The organism is Rhodanobacter thiooxydans (assembly GCF_030291135.1).
Lineage (GTDB): Bacteria > Pseudomonadota > Gammaproteobacteria > Xanthomonadales > Rhodanobacteraceae > Rhodanobacter > Rhodanobacter thiooxydans_A.
In genome coordinates this window covers 248,015-262,273 of sequence record NZ_CP127409.1, presented here as the reverse complement: position 1 = coordinate 262,273, position 14,259 = coordinate 248,015, and the positions used below count along the sequence as shown (strand labels likewise).

Genomic DNA, 14,259 nt, shown 5'->3' with positions numbered 1-14,259 from the left:
GCCGTGCCCGGTCGTCGACGAAGCGAACGTGGGTGCTCAGTTGGGCGGCGGCTCGGCCACCGGCTGGCGCACGCTCAGTGCCGTGCCGGCCGCGGCCACGATGATCGCCGCGATCGCCAGCCACTGCAGCGCGCTCAGCTGCTCGCCGAGAAAGCCGACGCCGGCGACGGCCGCGATGGCCGGCTCCAGGCTCAGCAAGGTGCCGAACGTGCGCGTGGGCAGGCGGGTCAGCGCCAGCATCTCCAGCGAATACGGCAAGGCCGAACTGAGCACCGCCACGCCCAGCGCCAGCGGCAGCAGCGCCGGCGCGAACAGCGCGCTGCCCGCGTGCACGACCCCGAACGGAATGGCCAGCAATGCCGCGATGCAGGTACCCAGGGTCACCGTGTCCGCGCCATGCGCTGCACCCGCCCTCTGGCCCAGCACGATGTACAGCGCCCAGCCCACGCCCGCGGCCAGCGCATACATCATGCCCACTGGATCGAGCGCCTGTGCCTGGGCGCGCAGCGGCAGCAGCAGGGCCAACCCCGCCAGCACCAGCGCGATCCACGCGAAATCCAGCCACCGGCGCGAGCCGAACAACGCCAGCGCGAGCGGCCCGGTGAATTCGAGCGCCACCGCGATGCCCAGCGGAATCGTGCGCAGCGACATGTAGAACACCAGGTTCATCGCGCCGATCGACAGGCCGTAACCCCATAGCGCGCGCACGTCGCGCACGCGTCGCGGCGAACGCCAGGGTCGCCGCACCAGCAGCAGGATCAGCGCACCCAGCCCCAGCCGGCACGCCGTGGCGCCCTGCGCGCCGATCAGCGGAAACAGCTGCTTGGCCAGCGCGGCGCCGCACTGGTACGACACCATGCTGACCAGCAGCATGGCGACGGCGAACAGCACCGGGGCGTAATCGGAACGTGGGGACACGGACAAAGCCGGCAGGAAACGGGTGGCCAATGATGCCCGTCGCCGTGCGCAAAGCCCACCGCTGTCACCCGCAGGGCTGCGCACACCTGGGGGGTCCACCGATCGGCCAGCCGTGCCGCGTATCCCGCGGCACGGCCCCTCACCGCCATGCACGCATCGCGGCGCAAATAACACACCCGCATGCGGGCTTCGTGCGCAAGGCGCACGAAGCCCGGTCGATCAGAAGCTGTACTTCAGCGACGCGCCCACGCCGTAATCCGGACTGCCGTTGGCGAAGCCGGCAAGCGCGTAGGCCTGCACGCGCAGGCTGTCGTTGAACTTGTGGTTCCAGTAGCCGGTGACTTCGCTTTGCGGGGCGCCGCCATCGGCGATCCGCTCGCGGTAGTAGTAGTACGCGCCGATGTTGTCGCTGGGGCCGAGTTTGTAATCGGCACCGATGTTCGCGTTGAAGCCGTTCTTCAGCTTGATGTACTGCGAGCTGCCGTATTTCATCCAGCCCACGCCACCGAACGCGGTCCAGTCGCCGACAACCTTGTAGGTATCCAGCGAGAGGCCGTAATCGTTCTTGCCGGTGCCCAGGCCCTTGTTCTCGTCGGCAGTGCCGAATTTCACCTTGCCGGTGAGATCCAGGCCGGCGGTGCGGTCGGCGCTGGTGAACAGCTCGTAGCCGGCTGACGCCGTGATGTCGCCCAGGCCGGAGGCCGAACCGCTGGAGGTGGTGGTGGTGTTGCCGCCGCCGGTACCGCCGATGATGTGGCCAAGGCCGCGCCCAAGCGGGTTGCCGTTGTTCACCTTGCCCACGCCGGGGATCACGTTGCCCGCGCCGCTGATGTTGATGTACGGCACGGTGAGCTTGAAGGTCCAGCGGTCGGTCTGGTACGCCGCCGTCACCGGCACCGACCAGATGTCGGTGGTGGTGTCGGTGCCGTACTTGCCGCTGCTGTAGTCGGCGCCTGCGGCAAGGCTGAACTGGTCGCTGCCCGACGTGGCGGCATGGGCCGCTGGCGCACCGATCAGCAGCAGTCCGCCGACGATCATCCAGTGTTGTGGGTTGCGCATGAAGAGTTTCCTTGCTGAAAGAGATATGGCAGCAGGCCCGGCATCACACCGGGCCTGCATGGATTACGACATGCCGGAGAAGCCCGGAATCAGCCGCCCGGGCGACCTGCATGGGTGGGATGGTCCGGAATCTGCGGGCGATCCGGGATCGTCGGCTTGTTCGCGAAGTCCGGCTTGCCGGCAAAATCGGGCTTGCCCGCGTGGTCGGTCGCGCTCGGGCGGTCAGCCAGGTGGCTTTTGCCGAACTCGACCTTGGTCACCGAAACGCCGGCGTGCGCATGCGCGCTCGCCGAAGCGCTGCCGGCGGCCTTCGGCGAACGCATCACGTCACCCAGCTTGAAGCCCATGCTGTTGGCGATCTGGCCCCAGCCTTCGCCGGCAGCGCGCGCGGCCAGCACGCCGTTGAGATCGATGCTGGTGCCGTCGGCCAGCACCAGGGTGCCACCGTTCAGCGCGGCCTCGAGTTCGGCCGCGGTCGGATCGGTGATGCCGGCCTTGGCCAGGCTGGCTTCAGCCAGCGACAGCGCGATCTTCACGTTGCCGTAGCCCATCGGGCCGGTGGCGGGGGTGAAGGTGGTCGACACCGTGGTCGTGGTGCCCGTGGTAGTACCGGTGCCGGTGGTGGGCGCCGGCTCGGTGAGCGTGATCGCGGTGCCGTCGCGCAACCCCTGCACCAGGGCCTGCGCGTTGGTGGTCGAACCGGCGAACGTGTCGAACTGGTTGCTCAACGTCACCGATTCATGGGTGGCCGTGGTGGTGGTCGTGGTCGTCGTGGTGCCGGCGGTTTGCGCCATCACCGGTGCGAGGGACAACGCACCAAGCACCGCAGCACAGATCAGCGTGTGTTTGAGAGGACGGAATGTCATGGAATGGCTCCAGAGAATGCAACGATGGCGGAATGCCGACAAGACGACGCGGTGTGCTTCCCTGCAGGCAGGCCCCTGTTCCGAATCCGCCTCATGGCACGGCCGATTCGCATGCCGCCGACGTCTCTGCATGCATCTTGGCGTCATGCGCGCACGGCGCACAAGCGGCGACAGCGCTCTTGTTCAGCATGCATTTCACGCGCTGAACAACAGCCGTCATCATTCCTCACGATTATGTGAACGACTAGGCATTTTTGCCATCACATTGCCCGCATCGGGCGCCGATCGAAACTTTTTGCGACGCGGCCTAACGTGACCCGTTGTGCCGGAAACAGCCGACCAGATGGTCATCAATCATGCCGGTGGCCTGCAGCAGCGAGTAGCAGATGGTGCTGCCGACGAAGCGGAAACCGCGTTTCTTCAGCGCCTTGCTCATGCGGTCGGACAGTGCCGTGCTGGCCGGCACCTCGGCCTGGCTGCGCCAGCGGTTGCGCAGCGGCCTGCCGTCGACGAACGACCACAGATAGCCGTCCAGACTGCCGAATTCCACGATCACTTTCGTTGCGGCGATTGCGTTGTCGCGGGTGGACCAGACCTTCAGGCGATTGCGGATGATGCCCGGATCGAGCAACCGCTCTTCCAGTTCGCGGTCGGTCATCGCGGCGACGCGGGCGATCTCGAAATCGTGGAAGGCCTTGCGGTAGTTGTCGCGCCTGGCCAGCACGGTACGCCAGGACAGGCCGGCCTGGGCGCCTTCAAGGCAGAGGAACTCGAACAGCGCGCGGTCGTCATGCAGCGGCACGCCCCACTCGGTGTCGTGGTAGTTGCGCATCAGCGCATCGCTGCCCGCGGCCCAGTGGCAGCGTTGAAGTTCGGGGGTCTCAGTCATGGCTGACGGAAGGTCGATGGGTGGCGCACAACGTAACCCAGGCCGCTAGACTTGTCGCCCCACTCCGTACCGGTTTCCCATGCCCCCCTCGCCATCACGCGGCGCACTGTCCGCGTTGCTCGTCACCATCCTGATCTGGGCCTACAGCTGGGTCGTGATGAAACAGGTGCTGGCGTACGCCGGGCCGTTCCACTTCGCCGCGCTGCGCTACCTGCTCGGCGCCGCCGTGCTGTTCGCCGCGCTGCTGCTGTCGCGGCAATCGCTGCGCCCGCCGCCGTTGCTGCCCACGCTGTTGATCGGGCTGTGCCAGACCACCGCGTTCCAGGGGCTGGAGCAGTGGGCGCTGCTCGATGGCGGCGCCGGCCACGTGGCGCTGTTGGCCTACACCATGCCGTTCTGGGCGGTGCTGCTGGCCTGGCTGCTGCTGGGCGACCGGCCCACCGCGCGGCACTGGCTGGGGCTGGCGCTGGCCGCGTTCGGATTGCTGTGCATCATCGAGCCGTGGCGCAACATGGGCAGCACGCTCAGCACCACGCTGGCGATCGCCGGCGGTATCACCTGGGCCGCCGGCACGGTGCTCAGCAAGCGGTTGTTCCAGCGGCACGCGCCGTCGGTACTCAGCCTCACGGCGTGGCAGATGCTGCTGGGCGGCAGCGCGCTCGGCGTGATCGCGCTGGCGGTGCCGGAGCGCACGATCGAGTGGAACTGGATCTTCATCGGCGGGCTGACCTACAGCGTGCTGCTGGCCTCCAGCCTGGCCTGGTGGTTGTGGTCGATCGTGCTGCAGCGGCTACCGACCACGGTAGCCAGCGTGTCCAGCCTGGGCGTGCCGATCGTCAGCGTGCTGCTGGCCTGGCTGATCCTGCACGAGCAGCCGTCGGCGATGGAACTGCTCGGCATCGTGTTCGTGCTGCTGGGACTGGTCGCGGTCAGCGGCGTGGGCGCGCGGCGGCGCCGCTGAGCGCCATTCAGCGTGCGGGCTTTCGCGCAGCGATATGATGCGCAGCTGCCGAAACCGAAGAAACGTCGATGTTCGATCTACCCCAACTGTGGGCACACTGGGTCAGCTGGCTGAGCGCACATGCCGTGGTGCCGCTGCTGGATGCGCTGCACCTGGACGGCTTGAGCGGCAGCCCCGACGACATCGCCGCCGCGCTGCTGATCGCGGCGCTGCAGGTGGGCATCATCGGCCTGGTCTTCCGCCCGCTGGAGACCTGGTTTCCGGCCGAGCGCTGGAGCGACCGCCGGCTGACCCGGGTCGACCGCAACTACACGCTGCTGATGCTGCTGGGCATCTTCCCGCTGTTCACCTACCTGGTGCTGATGCCCTTCAGCCACCTGTTCGGCGGCGGCGGTGATGCGGTCGATCCGGGCACCGGCTCGGCGCTGGCGCTGACCCACTGGGTGCCGTGGTTCAACCAGCATCCCTACGTGCTGTTTGCCGTCTACTACGTGATCTACGACTTCGTGTACTACTGGATGCACCGCACCCAGCACGCGATCCCGTGGTGGTGGGCGCTGCACAGCATGCACCACAGCACGCGCCAGATGAGCTGCTGGACCAACGACCGCGGCAGCCTGGTGGACGGTTTCATCCAGTCGATGATCCTGGCCACGGTGGGCCTGGTGATCGGCGTGGACCCGGACGAGTTCGCCTGGCTGATGCTGCTCGGCGAACTGGTGCAGAACTTCTCGCACACCAACGTGCGGCTGGGCTTCGGCCGCGTGTTCGACCGCGTGTTCGTCGCCCCGAAATTCCATCGCCTGCACCACATGCTGGTCGATCCCGAGCGGCCGACGCTGCACAACTGCAACTACGGCCAGGTCCTCTCGTTCTGGGACGTGCTATTCGGCACGGCGCTGTACGGCGAGCCGCCGCGGCCGACCGGCGTGGGCGACCCGCTTGTCGACGCCGACAACAACTACGGCCTGGTCGGGCTGCATTGGGCCGCGCTGAGACGTTTCTGGGTCGCCGTGCGCCAGCCTGCCGGCTGGCGGCCGGGCGAAGTGGCCTTCGGCGCGGACTACACGCCGATCCCGGTCGGACAGCTGGACCTGCACGCCCTCGCGCGCCATGCGCCCGCCGTTACTCCCGACGACGACGCGCCAGCCAGCGGCAGCGCGGCGGTGGAATCCGTGCCGGGTTGATCCGCCCTCGCGCCTACCAGGGCAACGTCTGCAGATCCACGTTGCCGCCGGTCAACACCACGCCGACGCGCCGGCCGGCGAAGCGCTGAGGCTGTTTGAGGATCGCCGCCAGCACGGTGGCGCTGGACACTTCCACCACCTGCTTCAGCTCCGACCACAACAGCTGCATCGCCGCGATGGTCTCCGCGTCGCTGACCGTGATCACTTCGACGCGATGCATGCGCAGCGCATCGAGGTTACGTTCGCCGACCAGCGCGCGCAGGCCGTCGCAAACCGTGTCCGGCACCACCGTGGTGATCCGCGTGCCGTGCGCCAGCGAGCGCGCCGCGTCGTCGGCACCGAGCGGCTCGGCGCCGAACAGGGTCAAGGCCGGATCGATGCCGTGCGCGGCGATCGCCACGCCGCTGGCCAGGCCGCCACCGCCCACCGGGGTGATCAGCGCATCCAGCTCCGGCACCTGCCGCAGCAGCTCCAGCGCGAGCGTGCCCTGGCCGGCCATCACCCGGGTGTCCGCATACGGGTGCACCAGCTCGGCGCCGGTGGCGTGCTGCACCTCGGCGCACATCGCCTCGCGCGCGGCCTGGGTCGGCACGCAGCGATGCAGCACCGCGCCAGCGCGCTCGATCGCTTCGAGCTTGGCGCGTACCGCGCCTTCCGGCACCACCACGTGCGCAGCAATGCCGCGGGTGGCGGCGGCCAGCGCCAGCGCGTTGCCGTGGTTGCCGGAAGAATGGGTGACCACGCCGCGCGCCGCCTGTTCGTCGCCGAGCGACCACACCGCATTGCAGGCGCCGCGGAACTTGAACGCGCCGCCGCGCTGCAGGTTCTCGCACTTGAAGTGCAGCTCGGCGCCGCTCAAGGCGTCCAGCGCCGCACTGCGCAGCACCGGCGTGACGTTCGCGTACGGCGCGATGCGCGCGGCGGCGTCGCGGATGTCATCGAAGCTGGGCAAGGCATCCATCACGGCTCGATCTCCACGCCACAACGGAAACGGCGCTCGGCGCCGGGTTCGAGCCGGATCGCCGCGGCGCATTCGGGCCGGTTGAACGCGTCGGCCATGCACTCCATCGGCTCCAGCGCCACCGCGCGGCGCGCATCGCGGCTCACCGTGTCGGCGGTGAACGCGTGCATCACGCCGTGCTCCTGCCACACCGCGATGGCGAAGCCGCTGGCCGGGTCGCGCAGGCGGGTGCGGATGCGGCCGTCGGCGTCGGCGTCAAGGTCGGTGTAGCCCTGGTCGATGATGCTGTCGCCGATCCGCCGCGGCTCGCGGAAATCCAGCGCCGGCGCATCGTCCAGCGTCACGTAGGCTTCCGCGCCGGCCAGCGCGATCAGGTCGGCACCGGTGCGGATCAGGGTCTGCGCGGGAATCTGCAGCTGCCAGTCGTCGATCTCGCCATCGGTCACGCGGAAGTACGGATGCCAGCCGAAGAAACACGGCGCCGCGCTGTCGCCGACGTTGCGCATGCGTGCTTCCAGGGTGAGGCCGCCGACGTCCAGGGTGTACGTCACGGCGAGGTCGATCGCATGCGGATAGCCCGGCTGCGGACGGATCGCGGAAGTGGTCAGGGTGACTTGCGCGCCGCTGTCGTCGGCGCTCAAGGCTGCGATGTCGAAGTCCACGTCGCGCACGAAACCGTGCCGGCTGGCGCGCGCGGCGCCGACGACGCCGGGCTGCAAGTCCTGCGGCTGGCCGTCGAAGCGGTAGCGCGCATCGGCGATCCGCCCGGCGAACGGCACCATGATCGCGAAGCGCGAGCCGAGACGCGCGGGCACTTCGGCCGCGTCGCGGTAGCCATCGGCGAGATCGCGCGTGGCGCCGGCGAAGACCACCTCGAAGCCGAGCAGGGCCGCACCATGCCGCGCGATGCGGATACGCCGACCGCCACCGGCATCGGCCAGCACCACGATTTCCTGACCGCCGAGACGGCTGCGCTCGGCGGCATATCGCGTCGCATTCACGGGGTTCTCCTGCCGTTGAAACACCCCATGTTAACCTGAGCAGTCCCCATTCCCGTTGCCGTTCTCCCATGCACGCACTTCCGCAACAAGCTTCAGCGTCGATCCGCCTCAGCGACTACCGTGCGCCCGCCTGGCGGGTCGAGACGGTCGAGCTGGATTTCGACCTCGGCATCGACGCCAGCGAGTTGTCCGCGCGCCTGCTGCTGCGGCGCGACCCCGCGCAGGACGCGCCGCTGCGGCTGGACGGCGAGAACCTGCAGCTGCTGTCGATCAAGCTGGACGGCGAACAACTGCCCGCCACGGCCTATCGCTACACCGGCAACGTGCTGGAAGTGGACGGCGCCCACGACGGCAGCGTGCTGGAGACCCGCGTGCGGCTGCGCCCGGCGGCGAACACCGCGCTGGAAGGCCTGTACCTGTCCGGCCCGCGCGAGAGCGGCTTCCTGCTGACCCAGTGCGAGGCCGAGGGTTTCCGCCACATCACTTTCTTCCCCGACCGGCCCGACGTGCTGTCCCGCTACACGGTTACCCTGCGCGCCGACCGCGCGCGCTTCCCGGTGCTGCTGGCCGGCGGCGACCCGGATGGCGCTGGCGAACTGGAAGGCGGCCGACACTGGGCGCGCTTCGTCGACCCACATCCGAAGCCGAGCTACCTGTTTGCCCTGGTCGCCGGCCATCTGGAAAAGATCGAACGCGACTACGTCACCGCCGACGGCCGCGCCGTGCAACTGAAGATCTGGGCCGAAGCCGACGCGATCGACCGCTGCCACTACGCGATGGATGCGCTGGAACGCGCGATGCGCTGGGACGAGCAGGCCTACGGCCGCAACTACGACCTGGATGTGTTCCACGTGGTCGCCACCCATGACTTCAACATGGGCGCGATGGAGAACAAGGGCCTCAACATCTTCAACGCGAAGTGCCTGCTGGCCGCGCCGGACTCGACCACCGACGAGGAGTACCGCCACGTCGAGGCGGTGGTGGCGCACGAGTACTTCCACAACTGGAGCGGCAACCGCGTCACCTGCCGCGACTGGTTCCAGCTGTCGCTGAAGGAAGGGCTGACCGTGTTTCGCGAGCAGAGCTTCTCGGCCGACATGAACTCGGCACCGCTGAAGCGCATCGAGGACGTCGCCCTGCTGCGTCGCGCCCAGTTCCCCGAGGACGCCGGCCCGCTGGCGCATCCGGTGCGCCCGGCGCAGTACAGCGAGATCAACAACTTCTACACCGCCACGGTGTACGAGAAGGGTGCCGAGCTGGTGCGCATGCTGGCCGGCGCGCTGGGTCGCGACGGCTTCCGCCGCGGCATGGACCGCTACTTCGCACGCAACGACGGTCGCGCCGCCACGCTGGAGGATTTCCTCGCCGCGCTGGGCGAGGCGAACGACACCGACCTCTCGCCCTATCTCGCCTGGTACGCCCAGGCCGGCACGCCGCGACTGAAGGCGCAGGGCCGCTACGACGCGGCCGCCCACACCTATACGCTGACGCTGGCCCAGCACATGGCCGGCGCCGCCGCGACCGAGGCCCGGCCGCCGCTGCCGATCCCGGTCAAGCTGGCACTGTTCACCCAGCGCGGCGACATGCTGCCGCTACATATGGACGGCCAGACGTCCAGACCCGCCACCGAACAGGTGGTGGTGCTCGACCGCGCCGAGCAGAGCTTCGTCTTCACCAACGTCGCCACAGTGCCGGTACCGTCGCTGCTGCGCGGGTTCTCCGCGCCGGTGATCCTGGAATGCGATTACACGCCGGACGAGCTGGCCCTGCTGCTGGGCCACGACGCCGATGGTTTCAACCGCTGGGAAGCCGGCCAGCAGCTGGCCGCACGCGCCTACGAGGACCTGCGCGACGGTACCGTCGGTACCGCCCTGCAGGCCTGGTGCGATGCGCTGGCCAAACTGTTCGACAGCGCGGCCCTCGACGATGCCCTGCTGGCCGACCTGCTGACACCACCGGGCGAGGTCGAACTGGCCGAGCGCGAAAGCGCGATCGATCCGCAGCGCATCCACCGCCTGCGCCAGACCCTGCAGCAGCGGCTGGCGCAACGGCTCGGCGCCACCGCCCTGCGCCAGCGTTACGCGGCGCTGGTTGCTCACGCCACGATCGAACTCGACGCACTCAGCCAGGCGCGTCGCCGGCTCAAGCGCCGCGTGCTGGAGCTGCTGGCGCTGCTCGACCACGATGGCGCCTGCGAACTGGCGGCCGCGCAGTATCGCGACGCACCCGGAATGACCGACCGCCTCGCCGCGCTGTCCGTGCTGGTGCGCCACGACGCCCCGCAGGCTGCCGCGGCACTGCGCGATTATCGCGAACGCCACGCCGGCAATGCGCTGGCGCTGGACAAGTGGTTTGCGGTGCAGGCGCAGCTGCCGGGCAAACCGGCACTGGCTCGCGTACGCGAGCTGGAGCGCGACGCCGCATTCACGCTGAAGAACCCGAACCGGGTGCAGTCGCTGCTGGGTGCGTTCGTGCGCAACAACCCGAGCGGCTTCCACCGTACCGACGGCGCCGGCTACCGGTTGCTGGCCGAACGGCTGGTGGCGCTGGATGGGCTGAACCCGCAGGTTGCAGCGCGGCTGGCCACGGCATTCAATGGCTGGCAGCGGCTGGAGCCGCTACGGCGCGAGGCCGCGCATGCGGCGATCGTGGAACTGGCCGGTCATCGCGGGCTTTCCCGCAACCTGGCCGAGATCATCGACAGTGTGCTGAATCACTGATCGAACGCGGCGGCAGCAAGCCTGGCCCGCGCAGTCGCCCTGGCATGCGTGGCGGTGCCACCACGCACGCGGGCGGGATGCTTCATTCAGACGGCCAGATGATCGAGCGCATCGAGCAGGCTCTGCATGCGCGACTCCAGGCTCGGCTGCAGCGCATCGCGCTCGCTGTCTTCGCGGTCGCTCAAACCGTCGATGGCCATCTCGACCCGGCCGAGTTCGACCAGCAGGTCGTGATGCGGATAAACCGGTTGGAAATCGAAGCTCGTGTCCATGGCGCATCCCTCAGTAGTTGGTGACTTGGGGAGAAGCAACCGCCGTGCCACACGTGATCTGGATCACGCTCGATTCGTGCCCGTAATCACACGACTGACGCAGCACGTCAGCTGCTGCCGCGATCGGACACAAAATCCCTTTTCAGTCACCCCTTGTTCACGCATTTGCGGCGAATATCGACCCACGTTCCACGGCAACGACCGTGGTTCGCGCCAGCAGATTTCCGGTTTCTGGCGCCCGGCAATACGGTCATCCTGGATTCCCCCTGTTCCTGAGACCGCCGGGCGTCAGATCTAACAGCACAAGGCCCCGCGGCCGCCAAGCCGCGGGGCCTTGTCTTTGTGGGCCCTGACAGACTTTTCGGCCGCGCAAAAGACGACGGCACCCCGAGGGGTGCCGTCTTGCTTCCTTTCCTGGTACGCGATCGAACCCCTGTCCGTCCGATCTCGGCGCGCGTGGTCGCGCAGCGTCTGCCCCTGAAAGTGCTGGTTCTCCGTAAGCAGGAAATGTGCCAGCCGTCCCTGGCGACTCGCAAGCCGTTGCTGGCGTTACCATGGCGCCCCGTTTCGTCACTTTTTGCACGCTCAGGTCAGTTTGATGCGCCACCCGACCCACTACGACGTCATCGTGATCGGCGGCGGCCACGCCGGCACCGAAGCCGCGCTGGCCGCCGCGCGCACCGGTGCACGCACCCTGCTGCTCAGCCACAGCATCGAGACGATCGGCCAGATGAGCTGCAATCCCGCCATCGGCGGCATCGGCAAGGGCCACCTGGTGAAGGAGATCGACGCGCTGGGCGGCGCGATGGCGCACGCGGCTGACCGCGCCGGCATCCAGTGGCGCACGCTGAACGCGTCGAAGGGCCCAGCCGTGCGTGCCACCCGCTGCCAGGCCGACCGCGCGCTGTACAAGGCGGCGATCCGCCGGATGGTGGAGACGCAGCCGAACCTGGAACTGTTCCAGCAGGCGGTGGACGACCTGCTCATCGAGGGCGGCCGCGTCTGCGGCGTGGTCACCCAGATGGGGCTCACCTTCGGCGCGCACAGCGTCGTGCTCACCGCCGGCACCTTCCTCGCCGGCAAGATCCACATCGGCCAGGCGCAGTACGCCGGTGGCCGCGCCGGCGACCCGCCGGCCAGCACGCTGGCGCAAAGGCTGCGCGAGCTGCCGGTCGCCGCCGACCGCCTGAAGACCGGCACGCCGCCACGCATCGACCGACGCAGCATCGATTTCAGCGGCCTGGAAGAGCAGCCCGGTGACGCGCCGGCGCCGGTGTTCTCCTATCTCGGTTCGCGCGACGAGCATCCGCGCCAGGTCAGCTGCTGGATCACGCATACCGCCGAGCGCACGCACGAGATCATCCGCGGCGCGCTGGATCGCTCGCCGCTGTACACCGGCCAGATCGAGGGCGTCGGCCCGCGCTACTGCCCGTCGATCGAGGACAAGGTGGTGCGCTTCGCGGAGAAGTCCTCACACCAGATCTTCATCGAGCCGGAAGGGCTGGATACGTTCGAGATCTACCCGAATGGCATCTCCACCTCGCTGCCGTACGACGTGCAGCTGGCGCTGGTGCAGTCGATCAAGGGTTTCGAGCACGCGCACATCACCCGCCCCGGCTACGCGATCGAGTACGACTACTTCGACCCGCGCGGACTCCAGCCGTGGCTGGAGACGAAGGCGATCCCCGGCCTGTATTTCGCCGGCCAGATCAACGGCACCACCGGCTACGAGGAAGCCGCCGCGCAGGGCCTGCTTGCCGGTCTCAACGCCGCGCTCGCGGTGCAGGGCAAGGCGCCGTGGTACCCGCGCCGCGACGAGGCCTACCTCGGCGTGCTGATCGACGACCTCACCAGCAACGGCACCATCGAGCCGTACCGCATGTTCACCTCGCGCGCCGAATACCGGCTGCACCTGCGCGAGGACAACGCCGACCTGCGCCTCACCGAACAGGGTTTCGAGCTGGGCGTGGTGCCGCCGGCGCGCTTCGACGCGCTGCGTGCCAAGCGCGACGCGGTCGAGCGCGAGCTGCAGCGCCTGGGCACGCTGTGGGTGACTCCGGGGAACACCCGTGGTGCCGCGGTCGAACGCCAGCTGGGCATCGTGGTCAGCCGCGAAACCAGCGCCATCGACCTGTTGCGCCGGCCCGAACTCGATTACGCGACGCTTGCCGGCGTGCCCGAACTCGGGCCAGCGGTGGAGCGCGACGACGTCGCCGCGCAGGTCGAAGTTCAGGTGAAGTACGCCGGCTACCTCGAGCGCCAGCGCGAGGAGATCGAGCGCCAGCGTCGCCACGAGCACACCGCGATCCCCGCCGGCTTCGACTACGACAAGGTGCGCGGGTTGTCGGCCGAGGTGCTGCTGAAGCTGAAGCGTTCGTTGCCGGCCACCATCGGCCAGGCCGCGCGCGTCAGCGGCGTCACCCCAGCCGCGATCTCGCTGCTGCTGGTGCACCTGAAGCGCCGCGTCGCTTGATCGACCTCTCCTGCTTCCGCTCATCCGCCGCGCACATCCGGGCCACTTCCTTCCCTGCGAGTTGCCGCGCACGCCCCGACGCAAGGGGCAGGCGCCATGGCGGCGCCAGCCCTTGTCCCGTCACCGCACGGAAAAGCAAACCTGCCCTCGGCAGGCGATCACCAGCGCGCCGCGCAGGCATCCGGCCAGCACGATGCATCAGGCTTAGCGAGAACCTGCCTGTACCTCGGCAAGTGATGCGCCCCTTGTCTCGGTCGATGCCGCCAGCTGGTTGTCCGAACTCCCCGAAACCGGCCGGGGAACCAGCCGGCACTGTTTGCCATCATTCCTGACGAAGTGCTTGCAATACACGTCGACGATGGCCAGCGTCCGCCGTGCACGGTCGGACAACAAAATTTTCCAGGCGTGGCTTTCGCCAGGTGAGTTGTCGATGGCCACATTGACGAAAGGCGACTGGGCCATGCCCTGCTTGCGCAGGCCTTCCAGGCTCTCCGTCGCACGCCGTGCTTCCATGTACTGCCCATGCCTGTTGCCGACGAGCACCTTCAACCCGAAGCCCGTGTTCAGGTCGACCGTGTAGGTCTCGTATTGGCCCGCTGGCGCGGTGACCATGATGTTCTGCAAGCTGGCCGTTCGCGACTGGTCCTGGGCGATGCTGCCGCCGCTGGCGCAGGCCAGACCGAGCGCGACGATTGAAGCAATGATCGTGTGTTTCATATAAGCCTCCAGGTGGATCCCCCGGTCCGTTGCGGAACCATAGGCCGATGCAGCGGGACTTGATTCACGGATTCACGATGGATGGTTGTGGATTGACTGATGGTTTGTAGTGAGTCCACCTGCGAAACAGACCGGCCGAAACCTCGGGAATCATCCGGGGTACTGAAGCTGCCCCGTTCGCCGGGTGGCACGAGCCGGGCGCGCTATCCCCGAGCCAGTGCGCGGGGCCACGATC

Annotated in this window: 12 protein-coding genes; 4 read left to right on the top strand and 8 right to left on the bottom strand. The window is 68.3% G+C overall.

What is annotated here, in order from left to right; genetic code table 11:
• Positions 1-36: 36 nt before the first annotated feature.
• The 4 genes from rhtA to QQA13_RS01045 form a co-directional block, all read right to left on the bottom strand.
• Positions 37-873 carry a threonine/homoserine exporter RhtA gene (rhtA, locus tag QQA13_RS01060; RefSeq protein ID WP_234411360.1) on the bottom strand — a complete coding sequence of 279 codons (837 nt, stop codon included), beginning with the start codon at positions 871-873 and terminating at the stop codon, positions 37-39.
• Positions 874-1,137: 264 nt separating this feature from the next.
• A complete protein-coding gene (locus QQA13_RS01055) occupies positions 1,138-1,977 on the bottom strand; it encodes a hypothetical protein (RefSeq protein ID WP_108472116.1) in 840 nt (279 codons plus the stop codon).
• An 89-nt stretch (positions 1,978-2,066) separates the two neighbouring features.
• Positions 2,067-2,843: a hypothetical protein gene (locus tag QQA13_RS01050; protein ID WP_108472117.1), complete on the bottom strand. Its 777-nt coding sequence runs from the start codon at positions 2,841-2,843 to the stop codon at positions 2,067-2,069.
• A gap of 307 nt (positions 2,844-3,150) precedes the next feature.
• Positions 3,151-3,732, bottom strand: a complete 582-nt coding sequence (locus QQA13_RS01045; protein ID WP_108472118.1) for a DNA-3-methyladenine glycosylase I — start codon at positions 3,730-3,732, stop codon at positions 3,151-3,153.
• A 79-nt stretch (positions 3,733-3,811) separates the two neighbouring features.
• Between QQA13_RS01045 and QQA13_RS01040 the strand changes: the two genes are divergently transcribed.
• Positions 3,812-4,693 carry a DMT family transporter gene (locus QQA13_RS01040; protein ID WP_108472119.1) on the top strand — a complete coding sequence of 294 codons (882 nt, stop codon included), beginning with the start codon at positions 3,812-3,814 and terminating at the stop codon, positions 4,691-4,693.
• A 68-nt stretch (positions 4,694-4,761) separates the two neighbouring features.
• The gene (locus QQA13_RS01035) at positions 4,762-5,880 is read left to right on the top strand and encodes a sterol desaturase family protein (RefSeq protein ID WP_108472120.1); all 1,119 of its coding nucleotides are present in this window, start codon (positions 4,762-4,764) and stop codon (positions 5,878-5,880) included.
• Positions 5,881-5,893: 13 nt separating this feature from the next.
• Here the strand turns inward: QQA13_RS01035 and QQA13_RS01030 are convergent, their stop codons facing one another.
• Positions 5,894-6,841: a pyridoxal-phosphate dependent enzyme gene (locus QQA13_RS01030; RefSeq protein WP_108472121.1), complete on the bottom strand. Its 948-nt coding sequence runs from the start codon at positions 6,839-6,841 to the stop codon at positions 5,894-5,896.
• Positions 6,841-7,842: an aldose 1-epimerase gene (locus QQA13_RS01025; RefSeq protein ID WP_108472122.1), complete on the bottom strand. Its 1,002-nt coding sequence runs from the start codon at positions 7,840-7,842 to the stop codon at positions 6,841-6,843. The genes QQA13_RS01030 and QQA13_RS01025 overlap by 1 nt, the downstream gene beginning before the upstream one ends.
• Positions 7,843-7,910: 68 nt before the next feature.
• On the opposite strand from QQA13_RS01025, the gene pepN reads away from it, so the two are divergent.
• Positions 7,911-10,562 carry an aminopeptidase N gene (gene pepN, locus QQA13_RS01020; RefSeq protein ID WP_108472123.1) on the top strand — a complete coding sequence of 884 codons (2,652 nt, stop codon included), beginning with the start codon at positions 7,911-7,913 and terminating at the stop codon, positions 10,560-10,562.
• Between the two features lie 86 nt (positions 10,563-10,648).
• Here pepN and QQA13_RS01015 read toward each other — a convergent pair whose 3' ends face one another.
• Entirely contained in the window at positions 10,649-10,834 is a 186-nt protein-coding gene (locus QQA13_RS01015; protein ID WP_108472124.1) for a hypothetical protein, read from the bottom strand.
• A 598-nt stretch (positions 10,835-11,432) separates the two neighbouring features.
• Between QQA13_RS01015 and mnmG the strand changes: the two genes are divergently transcribed.
• On the top strand, positions 11,433-13,307 hold the full coding sequence (gene mnmG / locus QQA13_RS01010; protein WP_108472125.1) for a tRNA uridine-5-carboxymethylaminomethyl(34) synthesis enzyme MnmG: 1,875 nt from the start codon (positions 11,433-11,435) through the stop codon (positions 13,305-13,307).
• A 204-nt stretch (positions 13,308-13,511) separates the two neighbouring features.
• On the opposite strand, the gene QQA13_RS01005 is transcribed toward mnmG, so the two are convergent.
• On the bottom strand, positions 13,512-14,024 hold the full coding sequence (locus QQA13_RS01005) for a hypothetical protein (RefSeq protein WP_108472126.1): 513 nt from the start codon (positions 14,022-14,024) through the stop codon (positions 13,512-13,514).
• Between the last annotated feature and the right edge of the window lie 235 nt (positions 14,025-14,259).